We start from the raw sequence: 18,531 nt of genomic DNA, 5'->3' as shown, positions 1-18,531 counted from the left end.
GATGGCAGTGCGATCGGTGTGTGAATCGTTTCAATTGTTACTATGTCCGTTCCGACCGAGGCTGTCGTCGACGAGTCGGCTGAACCGATCGACCAGCCGGTCGGCCAGCGAGGGCTCGACGGTCTGTAACAGCCGTCGGGTCTCGGCCGGCCGCGTCAGAGCGACGACCGCCTGGCCGCGCTGGCCGTAGGACTTCTCGGCGACGCCGGCCTCGATCAGCGACTCGACGTGCCAGGAGACGGTGCTGCGGGCCACGTCGAGGCGGTCGACCAGTTCGACCGACGCCAGCGGGCCGTCTTCCAGCAGGTGTCCGACGATCGATCGCGTCGTCTCCCGGCGGACCAGCGCGATCGCGCGCCGTTCCCAGGGATCGTACTCCCGGTCGAAGTAGTGCGTTCGACCCCGGACCTCCTCGGCGTCGATGTCGCCGGCCCGGACGAGCTTCCGGAGGTGATACTGGGCCTGCCCCGTCGCGATGTCGAGGCGGCGGGTCAGTTCGTTGAAGTGGATCCCGGGGTTCGCGGAGACGGACTCGCGCACCTGCTCTCTGACTGTCGACATTCGGTGTCGTCCCGTCGTACGCCTCGGCCCATAAATTGCCTGTCGTCGGTTCTCAGTTCGTGGGATCACTCCCGCTCGACTGCCTCCCTGGAGAGGTCCGTCGCGGCGACCGTCTGGCCGCCGTGTTCCTCGGCGAACGCGGTGGCGTCGTCGGCCTCGCCGAACGGGACCAGCGCCGGCCCCATCGCGCCTTCCACGTCGGCCCCGACGACGACGGTCAGGTCGCTCGTCGGCGCGAAGGCCGACGCGTCGAGGTGCTGGGTGAGGACGGCGGTGCCGTCCGTCTCGCGGACATCGCTGTCGACGCTGCTGTAGTCGGTCAGATACGTGACGGCCGGCGTCCACCCACGCTGTTCGGTCTGGAAGCGGTGGCGGTAGGTACAGACCGTGCTACAGAACCGAGCCGGCGGATCGTGGCCCGCCGGGCTGTTGTCCTCGTAGTACGTCTCGCCGACCGGTCCCGACTGCTGCCCGATCACCATGCCACACTGGTCGCAACTCTCCGTTCCGTCCAGTGTCACTGGCTCTGGCGTCGTCTGGCGCTGGCAGCCGGCGAGCAGTCCCAGCGCCGTCGCGCCGAGCAGCTCGCGTCGTGATAGGGTCGCGTCCATACTCACCGTACGCGCCTGCCCACCAAGTCGCTCGTGGTGCGTCCCTCGAAACGCTCGCCAGCCACGACGACGGCGGATGCGATCCTGGTCCGCGACGGCCAACGCGTCTCACTCGCCCACTGCGTAGGCGGCCCCCAGCACGAACAGCGCGATGAGGAAGTCGAAGGTGTGTTCGACGATGTGGTGGGCCGGCATCGCCACCGCGCCCAGCGCCGTCCCGAAGCCGACGATCGACCGCAATACCAGCAGTCCGATCGCGGCCGTCACCAGCAGGTACGTCGTCGTTCGACGCCGCCAGGCGGCCGCACACGCCACCAGAAAGAGCGCGATCGTCCCCAGTGTCGCCAGTGCGAGGGCGGCGAACAGCACCGCTGCCTCGCCGGTGTCGAGCCACGGGCCGACGGCAGAGACCATCTCTCGTGGTGGTCGTTCGCACGTCGTCGGTGTATCGCTTTCGACCGCGGTCGGGCGTCGGGCCGGCGACCACTGGCTTTTCGGCCGCTCGCCGACAAGCCCGCGTATGGAGATCGCAATCGTCAGCGACACGCACATCCCGTCCCGCGCCAGGCGGATTCCCGACCCGTTCCGCGAGCGAATACGCGCGGCAGACCACGTCGTCCACGCGGGCGACTTCGACGCCGAGAGCACGGTCGCCGACGTACAGGACCTCGCGGACACGCTGACGGCCGTCCGTGGCAACACCGACCCGGCCGTCGGGCTGCCGGAGGTCGCGACGGTCGAACTCGGTGGCGTCTCGTTCGTCGTCACGCACGGCACCGGCTCGAAACGCGGGTACGAGGACCGCGTCGCTCGCCTCGTCCGCGAACACGGCGGGACCGACGCCGTGGGGATCTCGGGCCACACACACGAGCTGTTGGACACGACTCGCGGGGGCGTTCGCCTGCTGAATCCGGGCTCTGCGACGGCGGCGTCGCCGGCCACCCGGGCGACGATGCTGACCGCCACCGCGACGGACGGCGACCTCACTGTCCGTCGACACGAACGCTGACCCTCTCTCGAACGGCGCTGGTGTGGCGGTGTCGGCCCACTGGCCCCACCACGCCTATGACGGTGCCCCTCAATCTCCTGGACATGAGCGAGCCCGGACTGGTCGAGACCGCCGACCCGGAGACGGTGTTCGGTGCGCTCTCTGATGGGACACGTGTCGACATTCTGCTCGCGCTGTGGGACGCGGACGACCGATCCGCGACGTTCTCGGACCTGCGCGAGGAGGTGGGGATGGCCGACTCCGGACAGTTCAACTACCACCTCGACAAGCTCAGAGACCGGTTCGTCAGACAGACCGACGACGGCTACACGCTGACGCTGGCCGGCGAGCAGATCGTCGGCGCGATCCAGGTCGGAGCCTACACCATGGAGGGGTCGATCGAGCCGATCTCGCTCGCAGCGCCCTGTCGGGCCTGTGGCGGCGAGCGGACGCTGTACTACGAGGACGAGACCGTCCGCATCGAGTGCGGGGACTGTCCGAGCACCTCGACCTCTGGCGTCCCGCCGGGCGTGTTCGCCGACCACGAGCGCTCGGAGATCCCCGCGGTCGCGAGCCGCTACTTCCGGACGATACTCGCACACGTCGGCGAGGGCTTTTGTTGGCACTGCGAGGGACCGATCACGGCGACCGTGGTGCCGGTCACCGAGACGCGTGCCGCTCGCGACGACCTCCCGACGACGTTCGAGGAACTGCCGATGGCCCGCTACGACTGCGGGCGCTGTGGCTCCGAGATCACGTCGGATCTGGGTGGCGCGCTGTTGAACCACCCCGTCGTCGGCGGCTTCTTCCACGAGCACGGGATCGACGTTCGTGAACGCCCGTTCTGGGCGTTCAACGCCGTCGGACGGGAGCAGTCGCGGTTCCGCGAGCGCGATCCCGTGCGCGCGTCGATGACGTACACCGCCGGGGACGCGACGCTCACCCTCGTCGTCGACGAGAGCCTCGACGTGGTCGCCGTCGAGCGGGACGGGTGACTGCGGGCCACGTCCGGGACGGCACTCATCGGTCCACAACGACGAGCTCCGCGTCGACTGGCGTCTGTGGACACGTGTCAGTGTAGAGATTTTCAGTAATCGCCGTTACAGAAATATCATTCTGATTACTATTATGTCGGTGTCGCCCCTCCATCTAGATACAATGGAGTCTCACTCACCGTACGAACGACGCCCCGATCCCGGACAGTCACTGACAGCTGCCGGTCTCCTCGGTTATCTGGCCGTCATGGCCGCTCTCATTGCGATTGCGACGGCCCCGCTGACCGGCATCGCCCTCACACTGGTAGTCCTGATCGTCGCGCTCCTCGCCAGGGCCGCCCGTCCACGCCGGCCCGCGACGAGCCCGCGTCGCCGGACGAGATTCGTCTCCGGCACGACCCGGTAGCGCTTCGATCCGACAGCGGCAACGATTGCCGACGTTGGCAGAGTCGTCCCCTATCGCGGTGCTTTTTCCGGTTCCCCACACAGACAGTGTATGGAGGTCTTCGCGGTCGACGGGCTGCCCGAGATCCGGCCCGGTGACGACCTGGCAGCGCTGATCGACGCCAACACGGATATCGGTGACGACGACGTGGTCTGTGTCGCCAGCACGGTCGTCTCGAAGGCCGAGGGCCGGCAGGCAGACCTGACAGCGTTCCCGGCGGGCGACCGGGCACGCGACATCGCCGAGCGGATCGCCGACGAGACCGACGAGCAGAAGGATCCACGCTTCGCCCAGGCCGTCCTCGAAGCGAGCGAGGAACTCGTCCTCGAAGCGCCGTTCCTGCTGGCCGTGACGCGGTTCGGCCACACGACGGTCAACGCCGGCATCGACCGCTCGAACGTCCCCGACGCTGACCTGTTGCTCCTGCCGGAAGACCCGACTGCCAGCGCCGAACGGCTCCGTGCCGGACTCGAAGCGGACCCGGCCGTCGTCGTCACCGACACCTCGGGCCGGCCGTTTCGCCACGGCCAGCGCGGCGTGGCACTCGGCTGGGCCGGCATCCCCGCCTCCCGAGACTGGCGGGGCGAACACGACCGCGACGGCCGGGAACTGGGCGTCACCGTCCAGTCAGTTGTCGACGAACTCGCCGGGGCCGCCAACCTCGTCACCGGCGAAGGCGCGGGCGGGACGCCGGTCGCCGTCGTCCGTGAGTTCACCTTCGGCGAGCACGCCGGCAGCGACGAACTGTTTCGCGACCCCGAGACCGACTTCGTACGCCAGGCGCTCAGAGAGTGGAACTACTAGCTATGTACGCAATCGAACTCACCCCCGAACAGCCAGTCGAGACGTTGACCGAACTCGCCGTCGAGGCCGAACAGGAGGGCTTCGACGCCGTCCTCGCCAGCCACCACTACAACAACCGCGACCAGTTCGTGGCGCTGTCCTCGATGGCACAGGCGACCGACGAACTCCTGGTCGGTCCCGGCATCGCGAACCCCTACGAGACCCACCCGGTGACCCTCGCCTCGCGGGTCGCGACGCTCTCTGAGGTGAGCGGCGGCCGGGCGCTGTTCGGCGTCGGTCCCGGCGACGAGGCGACGCTGTCGAACCTCGGTTTCGACCACGACCGGCCGCTCCGTCGGGTCCTGGAGACGTTCAAGGTGGCACAGCGACTGTGGGACGGCGAGCGCGTCGACCACGACGGGACCTTCCAGGCCCACGACGCCGGCCTGAACTACGACGTGGGCGAGATCCCGGTGTACGTCGGTGCCCAGGGACCACACATGACCCGGATGGCGGCCAAGCACGCCGACGGCGCGCTGTACAACGGCGCACACCCCCGAGATCTCGAATGGGCCAGCGAGCAAGTGGCCAAGGGAGCGGCCGACCGGCCCGACACGCGCGGCGAGTTCGACCTGGCGGCCTACGCCAGCGTCTCCGTCGCCGAGGACGGCTCGGCCGCTCGGGAGGCCGCGCGGATCCCCGTCGCCTTCATCGCCGCCGGCTCCCCGCCACCGGTGTTCGAACGCCACGGGCTCGACGCCGAGCGAGCACGAGAAGTCGGCGACGCGATCGCGGCCGGCGAGTTCCGGGCGGCCGGCGACGCCGTCAGCGAAGCGATGATCGACGCGTTCTGCATCGCGGGCACGCCCGAGACGGTGGCCGAGCGAACCGACGCCTTGCTCGACTACGCCGACAGCGTCGTCTTCGCGTCCCCGCTGGGTCCGGAGCTGGAGACGGCCATCAGTTTGCTCGGCTCGGCGGCTCGTTCGACACGTCTGGCGTGATGAAATCTGCCACCGCGCCGAGTGTCAGATAGCCGAAAAACAGCGACGCGCCGCCGACGAACGCCGCGCCGGCCAGCGCCATCAGCAGTGCGAGCGGATCGTTCGTGAAGTGTGTCACGAGGTTGGAGACGAGTTCGCCGACTGTCGCTTGCATACGCCGCCGTTTCGTCGGGATGTACTTTACACTGCCGGCTCGCGGTCTGTATCGTCTCTCTGTACGCACGTTGGGCTACGGTCCGCTCGCGGGACGGTCGCTTCTGGACGCGTCTGGGAAGCGACTCGTCGATCTCGCACGCCGACGGTCGTGGTACCACGACTCTCGCAAGCGTTATCCCTCCCCCGCCCCTCTCTATATTCGTAATGGCAAACGGTACGGTTGATTTCTTCAACGACACAGGCGGCTACGGATTCATCGAGACTGAGGACGCGGACGACGACGTTTTCTTCCACATGGAAGACGTGGGCGGCCCTGACCTCGAAGAAGGTACTGACGTCGAATTCGACATCGAACAGGCCGACAAAGGCCCCCGCGCGACCAACGTCGTCCGCAACTGAGCGGCCGCCGTTCTGTAGCGACACCGATTTTTACGGACTCACGCCGATCAGAGATATCGCAGCCCGACCATCACGAAGACGATCGAGAGCTGCAACACGCCCTGGACGCCGCCGAGCTTCGCGTTTCGCATGCCGATCTCGCCGACGAGTTCGGTGTCGGGCTCCTCGGACGCGATCTGTCGGTAAATCCGGATCTCGCCGGGTAGAATGACCCCGAAGCCCTGGAGGCCGAGGATCGTGACGATGCCAAGCGCCGCGAGCAGCCACGGCGAGGTCGTCGTGACCATCGCGACCAGCGACGTTCCCGGCAGCGTCGTCGCGAGGTACGCACCCGAACCGACGACCGCGACCCCGAGGACGGCGAGGGCCCGCCAGTCGCCGAGTGCGTCGAACTGATAGGCCAACAGGAGGACGATCGGCACCGTGTTGATGGCGGTAAACACCGCGAGCCACTGGTCGGCGTAGGCGAAGGCCGTGACCTGCAGGGCCAGCACGATCCCGCCAGTGATCGTCACGACCGCCAGCGCCGGCATCAGAAACGTCATCTTCGGGGTGAACCGCCCGAAGAAGTCCGCCCGCTGTTTCGGGTCGAGACTGCCGACGACCGGACCCAACACCGCACCCATGAACATGTCGATGCCCGTCCAGAGGACGCCGGCCATCACGTGGACGTAGGTCAACGCCCGCACGTCGTTGCTCGCCAGCGCGGCCGCCAGCGCCGCCAGCGGGACGACGACCGCGCCCGCCGCGAACGCGGTGTTTGCCTGTGTGGCGAGTCCACCGATCCCCCACTCGGGCGTGTCGGCTGTCGTCTGTGCCATGGCCGGGTGATGTGTGGAGTCTCACAAAAAGCTGACTGCCACGCCGGGACAAAGCGTACAAGGGGATCGTCGCCGACCACACACTCATGGCACAGATCCAGCGCCTCACCGTCTATCCGGTGAAGGGACTCGACGGTGTCACCCGAAAGGAGGCGACCGTGACGCCGGGGGGCACTCTCAGACACGACCGGGAGTTCGCGCTGTTCGACGAGGCGGGCGACGTGCTCAACGGCAAGCGGACCGCCCGGGTCCACGACGTCGAGACGGAGTTCGACGTTGCGCGTACCGAACTCGCGGTCGAACTCGACGGGGAGCGCGAGCGGTTCGCGCTCGACGAGGAGCCAGAGCGCGCCAGCCGATGGTTCTCGTCGGTGTTCGACGCCGAGTTCACGCTCGAACGCGACCGGGAACTGGGGTACGTCGACCGACGCGACATGGGCCCCTCGATCGTCTCGACGGCGACGCTGCGGACGGTCGCCTCGTGGTTCGACGACGTGACAGTCGAGGGCGCGCGCCGCCGGCTCCGGGCCAACGTCGAGATCAGCGGCGTCCCGCCCTTCTGGGAGGACCGCTTCGTCGGCGCGGATGCGCCCGCGTTCGCAGTCGGCAGTCGCGGGTCCGGCGACACGGAGACGGATTCGGGGCCGGCAGACGGCGTCCGGTTCGAGGGCGTGACGCCGTGTGGCCGCTGTGTCGTCCCGGAGCGCGACCCCGAGACGGGCGAGCCGACCCCCGAGTTCCGCGAGCGATTCGTCGAACGCCGCGAGGCGACGTTCCCCGACTGGGCGGACCCCGACGCCTTCGATCACTACTACACGCTCATGGTGCTCTCGCGGGTCCCCGAACGCGACCGGGGCGGACGGCTCCGCGTCGGCGACGAGGTGTCGATCGTCGAGTAGCGGGGGCGACTACGCGCGGTGTTTCCCGGTGGCGGTCTTCGACGCCGCGTCCGGTTCGGGGAGGGTCACGTCTCGGACCTCCTGTAGGGCCTGCTCGGCAGCCTCGCGGTTCTCCTCGCGGCTCTCGACGTTGCCCTTGCTCGCGGCGGTGGCGAAACCGGCCAGCCACTCGGCGGCCTCCCAGTACTTCGTGGCGACGACCCGCCCCCGGCTGTTGTACTCGTGGATCTCGTCTCCGTCGGCCAGTCCCTGCCCCTTGGTGAAGCGGTTGGTCGCGTCGCCGAACTCCTCGCTGGCCTCGTCGAACGCGGAGGCGGCGAGCCCCCAGTCGCCAGCCTCGCAGTGTTCGAGCCCGCTAGAGAGGTAGCGCCGCCCCTCGCGGTACCGGGCGTAGCCGGTGCGGTAACACCCCCGTGCGGACCCGTCGGGCGTGATCGAGCGCAGTTGCGTCCGCAGTCGCTCGAACTCCGGCATCGCGCCGGTGTCCGAGGCCGCCCACTCGTGGACGACGACACCGCGATAGTCGACGACGAACAGCGACCGCTCGGCGACGGTCTGGCCGGCCTCGCCGGTCGAGGCCACTCCGTACGCCGCTGTGACCGACCCGTCGGCGTCGCTGGCCAGGGGCACGTCCACGTCTGCCTCGGCGGCGAACCGCCGGTGGCTGTACACCGAGTCGGACGCGATCCCGACCGCTCTGGCGTCGACCTCGCTCGTTAGCTCGTCGACCGCGCGCAACAGCGCGGCGCTCTGTCCGGACCGCGGCCCGAAGTCGGAGGGATAGAACACGAGGACGACGATCGAATCGCCGATCCACGAGCCGACGTTCACCCGTTCGATCCCACCGTCGACGACCCCCGGCAGCGAGAACTCCGTTACGAACTGTTGACCACCCATATCGTTTCACCTAATTCGCGTCAACAGGTTAAATTCTACGAATGTTTTTCTTCCGACCGCGCTCGCATTTACACCAGTTTGCCAGGGCACAGTGAATACATTCGTTGTTCACCGTCGCCACGCTGTCATCGAGCCCGCTTGCGGCTCTGGATGGTCCGAGAGAATGCACGTGAATTTCGAAAGATGAATGTGCTTGAGCCCTGTCTATTGCCGAATAGTGGGGTCCAAGAACATATACTGAAATACGTCTATATCGACACCACTCCGAGTACAAAAGACAATATATATTTCCGGAATCAGAGAACGATATCTATGCCGCCCAATTCTGTGCCGAACGACGCGAACCAACACTCAGACAACCTCTCTTCGACGCACTCTATCCGTCGCTGCGGCATCACAGCCGGCTTCCCGGTCGAGTGTGTGCAATCGCGCGCTCGACTGCGATATCTGCCCCACTCTGGTCCATACGGAGTATTACCGGTCTGTACCGGAGCGACCACACGGCGACGTCCGATCGACCAGCGAAACGACGACGAGACGCCGTCTCATACTGCCAGCTGTACCTTCGTGAAGAGCTTCGCCACCCCGGGGTGGCGAAATCGGTCACAGATGTACAGCCGGTAGTATCAGGAGATCAGGACCACGCTCGCGACCGCCAGTCCGATGCCCACCACCTTCGAGGCCGACAGCGGTTCGTCGAGCAGCGTCACGCCGATGATGGCCGCGACGACGAAGTAGAGTGCGGTGATCGTCGTCGCCGTTCCCACCCCGCCGTGCTCCAGTGCGAGATAGTACGCGAGCGTCCCACCGCCGGCAAACAGGCCGCCAGCGAGGCTCAACGCCACCACCGACGCCGAGATGTCGAACCCCGCTCCGGTCGTCGCCGAGTAGCCGACGACGAGGACGGCGGCGAAGCCATACGAGAGCAACAGGACCGGACGGTGGCTCGACCGCGACATCGCGAGCTCGACGAACACCGCCCACAGGCCCCACGAGACCATCGCGACAGCGGCGTAGCCGGTCGAATCGAGAGACATACTCGGATGTTGTAATCCCGTTACTTAACGCTCACTCTCTGTTCGGGACGGTGCTGTCGCGGTGATCGACCTGACAGAGTGGGACACCGCGGTCGTCTCGTCGGGCGATCGCGTGTGGTCGTACAGCCGCTTGAACAGAATCGGGGAGAAGCGCGGTTCGAGTAGCTCGGGGGGAGTTCCCCGGTTCCCGCCCGAGCTGCGCGTCCGTTCGAGCACGCCGTCCGTCGCCAGCTCTTGGAGGAATCGTCGTACCGTCCTCGTCGAGAGGTCGATCGGGTCCCGGTCGGTGATTGCTGCCGCCGCCGCGTCGACGGTCGGATGGCGGTCGGGGTCGAGCGCGACGAGTTCTCGCAGGACCGACTGGCAGTCCGCCGACAGCGCGAACACGCGCGTCAGTGAGACCGCCTGGGTGGGAACGTCCGCGATGCCGGTGGTGACGTGTGCGTCCTCGATCTGCTCGCTCTCTGCCCGCAGGGCGGCGTCGGCGGCGACGAACAGCGCCGCGAGCGCGTCGTTCGCGTCGCCGTCGGCCCACTCGGCGAGACGCTGGGCGTGCTCGTGGCCCAGCGCGTGCTGGCCGAGTGCGTCGTCGGCGCGGGTCATGAGAACGTCGACCAGCGTGCTCGTCTCGTACGGCGTGAACTCGATCGTGGCCGGCGGCGTCCACTCGAGGGCCGCTGGCGGCGACCGACCGACACCGACCCAGCCGACATCTGCGGCCAGCCGGTCGAACAGCGTCGCCACTCGCTCCGGGGTCACGTGTCTGGACGCCGTGAGGTGATCGACGATCGGGACGACCGGTCGCTCCGCCAGCACCGCGTCGAGTTCGTCTCGGACCGCCTCGATGCCGACGCCCCGCTGTGGTGCCGGCTCGTCTGTGAGGCGGTCGAGCACTGTCGCGTAGAACTCGAAGCCGCTCGTGGTCCGGTGGGTATCGACGTAGACGAGTTCGGGGACCGGTGGCGAGTGGGTCCCTGCGGTCGTCCGAATCAGCTGGCCCAGCGGGCGCGGGTGTCTGTCGAGGTGGTGAACCAGCGCCGCCAGGATGGCGGACTTGCCCGTCCCCCGCTCTCCCCACACGTACGTGTCCTGGGGGAGCTCACCGGCGAAGATCGGGTCGAGCTGGTCGAGGACGAGCTCCAGCAGTGGGCCACGGCCGGTCGGCTCCGCCAGGTGGGTCGTCGGCGACAGCACCGCCCGGTCGACGACGCGCTCGGTCCCCGTCCGACTGCGATACCGCCGCTGGATGCGGTCTTCGAAGTTCATCGGTCGTTGCCACGCTTTGGCGGCCGGTCGCCGTCGCTCCCGGACGACGCGGGCCGCGGTGGCGACCGTTGTCGCTGTCGGTGCTGTCCACGACGGCTGTGGTGCCGGGGCGGAGCCGTCGGCTGTTCCCTGCTCGCGTCTGTCTGTCGTCTCGTGTGGTCTGTCATGCGTAGTTCGGTCTCTGTCGCGACTCGCTGTCCGCCCGCTGCCGTCGCTCACCGCCGTCGCGACCGTCTCCGTCGGCCCGGTGGCGGGATCTGCCGATCGGGGCGGACGTGTGCGTCGGGTGACTGGTATATTGGTCTCCCGAGACAAACATAGACAAAAGTTAATATATATCCATACTGATAGCGGCAGTGTATGAGTCAAAAATACCGCCGCCGAGCAGCTTTACTGCCGGGGTCCCCCCGAAACCGGGGGCTCCGACGGCGTTCTTTGCGACGTTCGGAAGCCGACACGCCACTCTGGATCGAACGGTCGAACGACGATCGGGCGTCTCCAAGCCGGAGTGATCGCGGAGAGAGACCATGTTGGAACCACTGACAGACGCCGCCGGAGCCGTGCTGTCCGTCCTGCAGATCGGCGGTCTCGACGGCCAGAGCTTCGCCTTCGAACAGATCAGCCCCGAAGTCGTCCAGCTGGGCCTCGCGGTTCTGCTGGGGATGTTCCTCGGGCTCGAACGCGAGTGGTCTGAGAAGAACGCCGGGATCCGGACGTTCGCGCTCCTGACGCTTCTTGGCGCGATCCTCTCGATCACCGGCGAACCGCTCTTGCTCGTGGCCGGCGCGTTGCTCGTGATCACGATGAGCGTCCTGCTGGCCGTCCAGAGCCTCCTCAGCTCTGCGTCCGAAGCCAGTCTCTCGTTGACCACGTCGGCCTCGATGTTCGTCGCCTACGGCGTGGGGATCCTCGTCACCCAGGGCTTTCTCATCGAAAGCGTGACGATCGCCGTTCTCTCGTCGCTGTTGCTCGTGCTCAAGCGAGAGCTCCACGAGTTCGCGTGGGGCCTGTCCAAAGAGGAGATGCAGAGCGCCACCGAGTTCGCGATCCTCGCGTTCGTCGTCTACCCCCTGTTGCCAGACGAGGCCTTTGGTCCGTGGAACGCCATCGAACCCAGAACGGTCTGGCTGCTCGTCATCGCGGTCAGCGGGATCGGGCTGGTCAACTACGTGCTGGTCAAGCGCTACCGGGGTCGCGGGTTCATCGCGACGGGCTTTTTCGGCGGCCTCGTCAACTCGACCGCGGTGATCGCCGAGATGGCCCAGCGAGCGAAACAGCAGCCGTCGCTGCGCAGCCTCGCGGTCGGCGCGATCCTCATCAGCAACGCCGCGATGGCGTTTCGCAACGCACTCGTCGTCGTCCCGTTCATGCCCGAGTCGGCCATCATCGTCGGCGTTCCCCTCGGTGCGATCACCGTCACCGGTATCGGGCTGTCGCTGTTCGTCAGCGACCTAGACCAGGACTTCGAGGCCCAGCTCACCTCTCCGTTCAGCCTGCGGAACGCGCTGGTGTTCGGTGGCCTGTTCCTGGCGGTGCTCGTGGTGTCTGCGGGGGCCGAGGCCACCTTCGGCGCGAACGGATTCCTCACCACTTCGTTCCTCGCCGGCCTGATCTCCAGTGGCACCGCGACGGCCACGGCAGTGACGCTCGTCGCGACCGACCAGATCAGCAGCGACCTCGCGGTCGCGGGCGTCATCGCCGGGACGCTGGCGAGCATCCTGGTGAAAGTCGTCTTCGCTGCGACGATCGACTGGGACCTGGTTCGGCCGGTGATGATCTGGAACGTCGTCCTCATCGCCGTCGGGGTCGTCTTCGGCGGCATCGTGATCCTGTTCCTGTAGCGGTCCGCCCCTCTGGACGATCTATACCCAACAATAACCGAACGTATCGGTTCGTTCCCCGACGGAATCGCCACGCAGATTGGGGACACCTATTATAAACTCATTTACCACCACCCCGACCACTCTCGGGTGATGACAGCACCGTCGGCGTTCGCCGTCGCACCGAGTCGCCCGAGTTCGCGGACGTGATCGACTCGTGACAACCTCTCAACACTATCTGTCCCGGTTCGGCCCGGACGCATCGTCGACGCGACCCCCCGCTACTGGCCCGGTAATCGGTAGCCAGTGGGGTGATTGGGACCTAAACGATCGAACATGAATGATAAACCTACCAAAGAATTATATTCTATTACTACAACTCTGGGGGTGGAGATGAAGAAACCGACTCGCAGAGACTACGTTAGAGGAATCGGTGCAGCAACAATTGTCGGACTCGCGGGCTGTTCCGGAGACGGCGGCGACGGCGGTGACGGCGGCGACGGCGGCAGCGACGGCGCTTCCACCGGCGACAGCGGCGGGAGCAGCGACCTGACGTTCGACTTCTGGCACATCCACGGCGACGAACTCGGCGAGACGCTGAGCCAGTTCGCTCAGGAGTTCTCCGAGCAGAACGACGGCGTGACGGTCAACGCGGTTAGCAAAGACGGCTACCGCCAGAACCTCAACCAGTCCCTGCAGGCCTCGCGCGCCGGCGACCCGCCGGGCATCGCCCAGATCTTCGAGGTTGGGACACAGCTGTGTCTCGACAGCGGGGCCTTCACGCCGATCGAGCAGGTCATCCCCGACGGTGCGGTCGACTTCGACGATCTCCTCCCGTCGGTGTCGAGCTACTACCGCATCGACGGCGAACTCAATTCGATGCCGTTCAACTCCTCGAACACGATCATGCTGTACAACAAGACGGCGTTCGAGGAGGCGGGACTGGATCCGGAGGATCCGCCACGGAGCCTCTCCGGCGTGCGCAGCGCCGCAGAGACGATCGTCGACCAGACCGACATGGAGGCCGGCATCTCCTGGCCGAACCACTCCTGGATGCAGATCGAACAGCAGTTCGCGAAGCAAGACCAGGTGCTGCTCAACAAGGAGAACGGTCGTGCCGGCCGTGCCGACAAGACCTACTACAACAGCGAGGCCGGTCGCAACGTCTACGAGTGGTGGAAGGGCATGGCCGACGACGACCTGTACCTGAACCCGGGCATCGAGGCGTGGTCCGAGGCACGACAGGCGTTCCTCACGGGCCAGGTCCCGATGCTGTGGGACTCCACGTCGAACATGGTCTCGATGAAGGCCGGTGCAGAGGAGAACGGCTTCGAACTCGGATCGGCGTACCTGCCCGCACCGGACGGTGCCAACAACGGCGTCGTCATCGGCGGCGGCTCGCTGTGGGTGCCCGACGCCCTCGCCGACGAGAAGAAAGAGGCCGCCGGCAAGTTCATCGCCTATATGGTCCAGCCCGAACAGCAGGCTCGCTGGCACCGCAACAGCGGGTACTTCCCGGTGAGCCAGAGTGCCGTCGACCAACTCGAGAGCGACGGCTGGTTCGAGGAGAACCCCGACTTCCGTACGGCCTTCGATCAGTTGCAGGACACCAAGGACTCGCCCGCGACGCGTGGTGCGGTGATGGGCGTCTTCCCGGAAGCGCGTAGTATCAACACGGAGATCTCGGTCAGCATCCTCAACGGGAACGTCGGCGTCGAGGAGGGACTCTCGAAGATGGACACCCAAGTCCAGGAGACCCTGTCGAGCTACTCCGGCAACTACAGCGGAGAGGAGTAACCGCGAGCGCGAACTTTTATTGCTCAACTATGGCAGAACAGACGAAACCATTCGATTCCAAGCTCCAGGCAGCGGCGCTGCTACTGCCGACGGTCGTCGTGCTCGTCGCGTTCCTGTACTACCCGTCACTGGAGACGTTTCGCCTGAGCCTGTACGAGTCGGCGTTCCTCGGACAGGATCTCAGGTGGACGGGCATCAACAACTTCGTGGAACTGGCCACGTCGTCGACCTACCGGAACAGCTTCGTGGTCTCTGTCCTGTTCGCGGGCGTCGTCGTGATCGGGACGCTGGTGTTGTCGCTGTTGATCAGCTACATGCTCTTCGACGTCGACCTCGGCTCGTCGTCGTACCTCGTCGCGGCGATCTGGCCGTACGCGCTCCCGCCCGCAGTGGCGGCCATCCTGCTGAACTTCCTGCTCCACCCGAACCTCGGGATCTTCACCCACTACCTCGAACTGTTGACTCCCTGGACGCTGGACTGGTTCAACAGCGGGCCACAGGCCTTCGCCGTGCTGGCGATCGTCGCCATCTGGAAGCAGCTGGGGTACAACATCATCTTCATGGTCGCCGCGCTCAACAACATCCCCGAGACGCTGACCGAGAGCGCTCAGCTCGACGGGGTCGGCCGGCTCAAGATGCTGTACAAGGTGTACGTGCCGCTGATCTCGCCGACGCTGATCTTCCTCGTCGTGATGAACACGATCTACTCGTTCTTCTCGACGTTCCCGCTGGTCGATCTGATGACCAGCGGTGGCCCGAGCGGGGCGACGAATCTGCTGATCTTCAAGCTGTACCGTGACGCGTTCGAGTTCAGTAACTACGGGCTGGCGTCTGCCGAGTCCGTTATCCTGTTCGTCCTCGTGGCGATCCTGATGTACATTCAGCTCAGGGCCACCGAGGGCCACGCACAGTACGGAGGGTGACTACGATGGCAACTACAACGGAAACAGACTCAACGCCCGTCGAGGAATCACGGACGATCAGCCAGCGACTGCCCGACAACCTGGCGATGCACGTCGGGATCATCCTCTCGATCGTCGCGATGGCGGCCCCGCTCTTGCTCGCGATCATCATGAGTACGCAGACGACCTCCGAGGTGTACGAGGTGACGAACCTCGGCCTGGGGAGTCAGGGGCTGTCGAACTACCAGACGGTCCTCTCGGAGTACCAGTTCACCACGTACCTGCTCAACTCGTTCGTGATGAGCATCATCATCGTCGTCGGCAAGGTCGGTATCTCGCTGCTGGCGGCGCTGGCGCTGGTCTACTACGAACTCCCCTACGAACGTGCGGTGTTCATGTTCATCCTCCTGACGCTGCTGTTGCCGGTGCCGGTCCGTATCGTCCCGCTGTTCCAGCTGATGGCGGACCTGGGGTGGACGAACACGATGCTCGCACTGACGGGGCCGTACATCGCCAGCGCGACCGCCGTGTTCCTGTTCCGCCAGCACTTCATGTCGATCCCGAGTTCGCTGGTCGAGACGGCCCGGATGACCGGGATCGGACCGGCCAAGTTCCTGTTCAAGGTCCTGATCCCGATGTCGAAGGGGATGATCGCGGGCGTCTGTGTCATCACCTACATCTACTCGTGGAACCAGTTCCTCTGGCCGCTCGTCGCGGTCAACGACAAGAGCTCGCAGGTGGTTCAGGTCGGGATCAGCTACCTCCAGGGTTCGGCACAGGCCGGACTGACGCCCTGGGGCCTGATCATGGCGGGTGCCTGCATCGCCCTGCTGCCGCCACTGGTCGTCTTGATCGTGCTTCACCGACCGCTCCTGCAGACGTTCGCTGTCCAACGGAAGTGATTACTATGGCAAGGATACAACTCACAGATCTCGAGAAACAGTACGACGACGTACTCGCAGTCAAGGGTATCGATCTGGAAGCAAAGGACGGGGAGTTCCTCGTCCTGGTCGGTCCGTCGGGGTGTGGTAAGTCGACGACGCTGCGGATGATTGCGGGGCTCGAAGACATCACGGCCGGGACCCTGCGGATCGACGACGAGGTCGTCAACGACGTGCCCCCGAAAGATCGGGACATCGCGATGATGTTCCAGAACTACGCGCTGTACCCCCACATGACCGCCGCCGAGAACATGAAGTTCGGCATGAAGTCGGTCAGCGACTTCTCCACCGAGGAGATCGACCAGCGCGTCGAGGAGGCCGCCGAGACACTCGACATCGACGACCTCCTCGACCGCAAGCCAAAGGAGCTCTCCGGCGGGGAGCGCCAGCGCGTCGCCATCGGCCGGGCGATCGTCCGCGAGCCGGAGGTGTTCCTCCTCGACGAGCCGCTCTCGAACCTCGACGCCAAGCTCCGGGTCCAGATGCGCGCCGAACTGCTCAGGCTCCACGAGGAACTCGACTCCTCGACGGTCTACGTGACCCACGACCAGACCGAGGCGATGACGCTCGGCGACCGCGTCGCCGTCCTCGACGCGGGCGAACTACAGCAGGTCGCGCCACCCCAGGAGCTGTACGACTTCCCGGCCAACCGGTTCGTCGCGGAGTTCATCGGCGAGCCGGCGATGAACGTGTTCCCCGTGGACGTCCACGAGCGCAACGGACACTACGTCGCCGACCACGCCGGCTTCACCATCCCCCTCCCCGACGGCGAGGGCCTCGACGCCGCGAGCGACTCTTCGGTGTCGATGGGCGTTCGACCGGAGGACATCTCGCTGGCCTCGAACCTGCCCGACGACGCGGAGACGTTCACGGTCGAGACCACGGTCAGGGAACCGCTCGGCGAACTGTTGTTGCTGCACTGCCAGCTCGGCGACGACGAGATCCACGTCAAAGTCGAGCCACGCAGCGAGATCCAGCCGGGCGAGACGATCGAGGTCGGATTCGATCCGGATCGTCTCCACCTCTTCGACGCCCGATCGGGCGACGCGCTGTATCACTCGACGGCTCCCGAAGCGACGAAGTCCGAAGCGGTGGTCACGGAGTAACACGATGTGGCAGCCATTCGCGAACGGTGTCGCGTGTGCGGACGCGCCGGCAGCCTCTCTCACCGCAGCCTGGCACGACGGTGCGAGTCCGACTCGCCCGCTCTCGCTCCCGGTGGGACGGCGTGGACTCGTCCAGTCGGGGCTCGGAGGTCTCGCCACGTTCCTCGCGGGCTGTACCGGGGGCTCGGGTCCCGGAACCGAGACGGGTTCGAGCACTCGGGAGGACGACGTTCGGCTCATCGGTCACCGCGGCTGTGCCGACCAGTACCCCGAGAACACGATCCTCGCCGTCGAGCAGTCCGCGCCACACGTCGACATGATCGAGTTCGACGTACAGCGGTGTGGCTCCGGGGAACTCGTCGTGTTCCACGACGACGAGCTCGACCGGCTGACCGACGCGACGGGATCGGTCGCGACGACCGACTGGGCGGAGCTGCGAGAGCTCACGATCCTCGACTCCGAGGAGACTATCCCGCGACTCTCGGCGTTCCTGTCGGCGGTCCCGTCGGACACGGCAGTCAACATCGAGCTCAAGCACGACGGCATGGCCGAGGAGGTCGTCACGGCCGCCGACGAGTGCGACAACGAGGTTCTCTTCTCGTCGTTCTCGCCGGACGCGCTCCGGGAGGTTCGCGAGCGCGACGACGACGCGGCACTCGCCTTCCTCGTCAGTGACGCGCCGGAACGGAGCCTCTCTTTCGCCGACGAGATGGACTGTGTGGCAGTCAACCCCGGCGTCGACCTCGCTCTCGACACCGACTTCGTCGAGCGGGCACACGCCGAGGGGTTCGAGGTGAACACGTGGACCGTCGACGACTCGGAGACCGCCAGACGACTCGTCGACGCGGGCGTCGACGGACTGTTCGTCGATCGGTGGGACCTCCTGACGGAGTGATCGAGACGGTCGGCTGAACGGCCACGACGACGCCCCGGCCCGAGTCGCGAACCCCGCACGGTCGCTCACCGTCCGAACCACGACCGCGAACTGTCTGCCGTCCCCTGTTCTACAACGCCCTGCACCGTCCGAAACCGGTGTCGAGTCGTCGGGCGCTGTTCGGGAAGATCGAACAAAACGTCGTGAGAGTCCCGTTCTGTCGACAGTT

At 66.1% G+C, this 18,531-nt stretch carries 20 protein-coding genes; 12 read left to right on the top strand and 8 right to left on the bottom strand.

Going from position 1 to position 18,531, the window contains the following annotated elements; all coding sequences use genetic code 11:
• Positions 1 to 30: 30 nt before the first annotated feature.
• The 3 genes from IL252_RS05830 to IL252_RS05820 all read right to left on the bottom strand — a co-directional run bounded on the left by IL252_RS05830 (position 31) and on the right by IL252_RS05820 (position 1,586).
• Positions 31 to 561: a winged helix-turn-helix transcriptional regulator gene (locus IL252_RS05830; RefSeq protein WP_208627229.1), complete on the bottom strand. Its 531-nt coding sequence runs from the start codon at positions 559 to 561 to the stop codon at positions 31 to 33.
• Positions 562 to 626: 65 nt separating this feature from the next.
• Positions 627 to 1,172, bottom strand: coding sequence for a nitrous oxide reductase accessory protein NosL (locus tag IL252_RS05825; protein ID WP_208627228.1), 546 nt, complete (start codon positions 1,170 to 1,172; stop codon positions 627 to 629).
• A 108-nt stretch (positions 1,173 to 1,280) separates the two neighbouring features.
• Positions 1,281 to 1,586 carry a hypothetical protein gene (locus IL252_RS05820; protein ID WP_208627227.1) on the bottom strand — a complete coding sequence of 102 codons (306 nt, stop codon included), beginning with the start codon at positions 1,584 to 1,586 and terminating at the stop codon, positions 1,281 to 1,283.
• Between the two features lie 106 nt (positions 1,587 to 1,692).
• Between IL252_RS05820 and IL252_RS05815 the strand changes: the two genes are divergently transcribed.
• The 4 genes from IL252_RS05815 to IL252_RS05800 all read left to right on the top strand — a co-directional run bounded on the left by IL252_RS05815 (position 1,693) and on the right by IL252_RS05800 (position 5,387).
• Complete coding sequence (locus IL252_RS05815; protein WP_153554485.1) at positions 1,693 to 2,181, top strand: metallophosphoesterase family protein; 489 nt, start codon at positions 1,693 to 1,695, stop codon at positions 2,179 to 2,181.
• Between the two features lie 83 nt (positions 2,182 to 2,264).
• A complete protein-coding gene (locus IL252_RS05810) occupies positions 2,265 to 3,155 on the top strand; it encodes a helix-turn-helix transcriptional regulator (protein ID WP_244256847.1) in 891 nt (296 codons plus the stop codon).
• Between the two features lie 496 nt (positions 3,156 to 3,651).
• The gene (locus tag IL252_RS05805) at positions 3,652 to 4,404 is read left to right on the top strand and encodes a coenzyme F420-0:L-glutamate ligase (protein WP_208627225.1); all 753 of its coding nucleotides are present in this window, start codon (positions 3,652 to 3,654) and stop codon (positions 4,402 to 4,404) included.
• A gap of 2 nt (positions 4,405 to 4,406) precedes the next feature.
• Positions 4,407 to 5,387, top strand: coding sequence for a 5,10-methylenetetrahydromethanopterin reductase (locus tag IL252_RS05800; protein ID WP_208627224.1), 981 nt, complete (start codon positions 4,407 to 4,409; stop codon positions 5,385 to 5,387).
• On the opposite strand, the gene IL252_RS05795 is transcribed toward IL252_RS05800, so the two are convergent.
• The gene (locus IL252_RS05795; RefSeq protein ID WP_012807870.1) at positions 5,344 to 5,541 is read right to left on the bottom strand and encodes a hypothetical protein; all 198 of its coding nucleotides are present in this window, start codon (positions 5,539 to 5,541) and stop codon (positions 5,344 to 5,346) included. The genes IL252_RS05800 and IL252_RS05795 overlap by 44 nt on opposite strands.
• Before the next feature lie 206 nt (positions 5,542 to 5,747).
• Between IL252_RS05795 and IL252_RS05790 the strand changes: the two genes are divergently transcribed.
• On the top strand, positions 5,748 to 5,942 hold the full coding sequence (locus tag IL252_RS05790) for a cold-shock protein (protein ID WP_153554479.1): 195 nt from the start codon (positions 5,748 to 5,750) through the stop codon (positions 5,940 to 5,942).
• 47 nt (positions 5,943 to 5,989) lie between these two features.
• On the opposite strand, the gene IL252_RS05785 is transcribed toward IL252_RS05790, so the two are convergent.
• Positions 5,990 to 6,763, bottom strand: a complete 774-nt coding sequence (locus tag IL252_RS05785; protein ID WP_208627223.1) for a hypothetical protein — start codon at positions 6,761 to 6,763, stop codon at positions 5,990 to 5,992.
• A gap of 86 nt (positions 6,764 to 6,849) precedes the next feature.
• Between IL252_RS05785 and IL252_RS05780 the strand changes: the two genes are divergently transcribed.
• Positions 6,850 to 7,662, top strand: coding sequence for an MOSC domain-containing protein (locus IL252_RS05780; protein WP_208627222.1), 813 nt, complete (start codon positions 6,850 to 6,852; stop codon positions 7,660 to 7,662).
• A gap of 9 nt (positions 7,663 to 7,671) precedes the next feature.
• On the opposite strand, the gene IL252_RS05775 is transcribed toward IL252_RS05780, so the two are convergent.
• The 3 genes from IL252_RS05775 to IL252_RS05765 all read right to left on the bottom strand — a co-directional run bounded on the left by IL252_RS05775 (position 7,672) and on the right by IL252_RS05765 (position 10,862).
• Positions 7,672 to 8,559 (bottom strand): redoxin domain-containing protein, encoded by an 888-nt coding sequence (locus IL252_RS05775; protein ID WP_208627221.1) that lies wholly within the window; start codon positions 8,557 to 8,559, stop codon positions 7,672 to 7,674.
• A gap of 626 nt (positions 8,560 to 9,185) precedes the next feature.
• Positions 9,186 to 9,596 carry an EamA family transporter gene (locus tag IL252_RS05770; protein ID WP_153554475.1) on the bottom strand — a complete coding sequence of 137 codons (411 nt, stop codon included), beginning with the start codon at positions 9,594 to 9,596 and terminating at the stop codon, positions 9,186 to 9,188.
• A gap of 24 nt (positions 9,597 to 9,620) precedes the next feature.
• Positions 9,621 to 10,862 (bottom strand): AAA family ATPase, encoded by a 1,242-nt coding sequence (locus IL252_RS05765; RefSeq protein WP_208627220.1) that lies wholly within the window; start codon positions 10,860 to 10,862, stop codon positions 9,621 to 9,623.
• A gap of 527 nt (positions 10,863 to 11,389) precedes the next feature.
• Here IL252_RS05765 and IL252_RS05760 point away from each other — a divergent pair.
• The 6 genes from IL252_RS05760 (at position 11,390) to IL252_RS05735 (ending at position 18,323) form a co-directional block, all read left to right on the top strand.
• On the top strand, positions 11,390 to 12,703 hold the full coding sequence (locus tag IL252_RS05760; RefSeq protein WP_208627219.1) for an MgtC/SapB family protein: 1,314 nt from the start codon (positions 11,390 to 11,392) through the stop codon (positions 12,701 to 12,703).
• 372 nt (positions 12,704 to 13,075) lie between these two features.
• Positions 13,076 to 14,479, top strand: coding sequence for an ABC transporter substrate-binding protein (locus IL252_RS05755; protein WP_208627218.1), 1,404 nt, complete (start codon positions 13,076 to 13,078; stop codon positions 14,477 to 14,479).
• A gap of 29 nt (positions 14,480 to 14,508) precedes the next feature.
• Positions 14,509 to 15,402 carry a carbohydrate ABC transporter permease gene (locus IL252_RS05750; RefSeq protein WP_208627217.1) on the top strand — a complete coding sequence of 298 codons (894 nt, stop codon included), beginning with the start codon at positions 14,509 to 14,511 and terminating at the stop codon, positions 15,400 to 15,402.
• A gap of 5 nt (positions 15,403 to 15,407) precedes the next feature.
• The gene (locus tag IL252_RS05745; protein ID WP_208627216.1) at positions 15,408 to 16,283 is read left to right on the top strand and encodes a carbohydrate ABC transporter permease; all 876 of its coding nucleotides are present in this window, start codon (positions 15,408 to 15,410) and stop codon (positions 16,281 to 16,283) included.
• Positions 16,284 to 16,288: 5 nt separating this feature from the next.
• Complete coding sequence (locus IL252_RS05740; RefSeq protein WP_208627215.1) at positions 16,289 to 17,428, top strand: ABC transporter ATP-binding protein; 1,140 nt, start codon at positions 16,289 to 16,291, stop codon at positions 17,426 to 17,428.
• Positions 17,429 to 17,432: 4 nt separating this feature from the next.
• Positions 17,433 to 18,323 carry a glycerophosphodiester phosphodiesterase gene (locus IL252_RS05735; protein ID WP_244256838.1) on the top strand — a complete coding sequence of 297 codons (891 nt, stop codon included), beginning with the start codon at positions 17,433 to 17,435 and terminating at the stop codon, positions 18,321 to 18,323.
• Positions 18,324 to 18,531: the final 208 nt, after the last annotated feature.

Source organism: Halomicrobium sp. IBSBa, assembly GCF_017612575.1.
Lineage (GTDB): Archaea > Halobacteriota > Halobacteria > Halobacteriales > Haloarculaceae > Halomicrobium.
The sequence above is the reverse complement of the archived record's forward strand: the minus strand, read 5'-3'. Positions and strand labels throughout refer to the sequence as shown.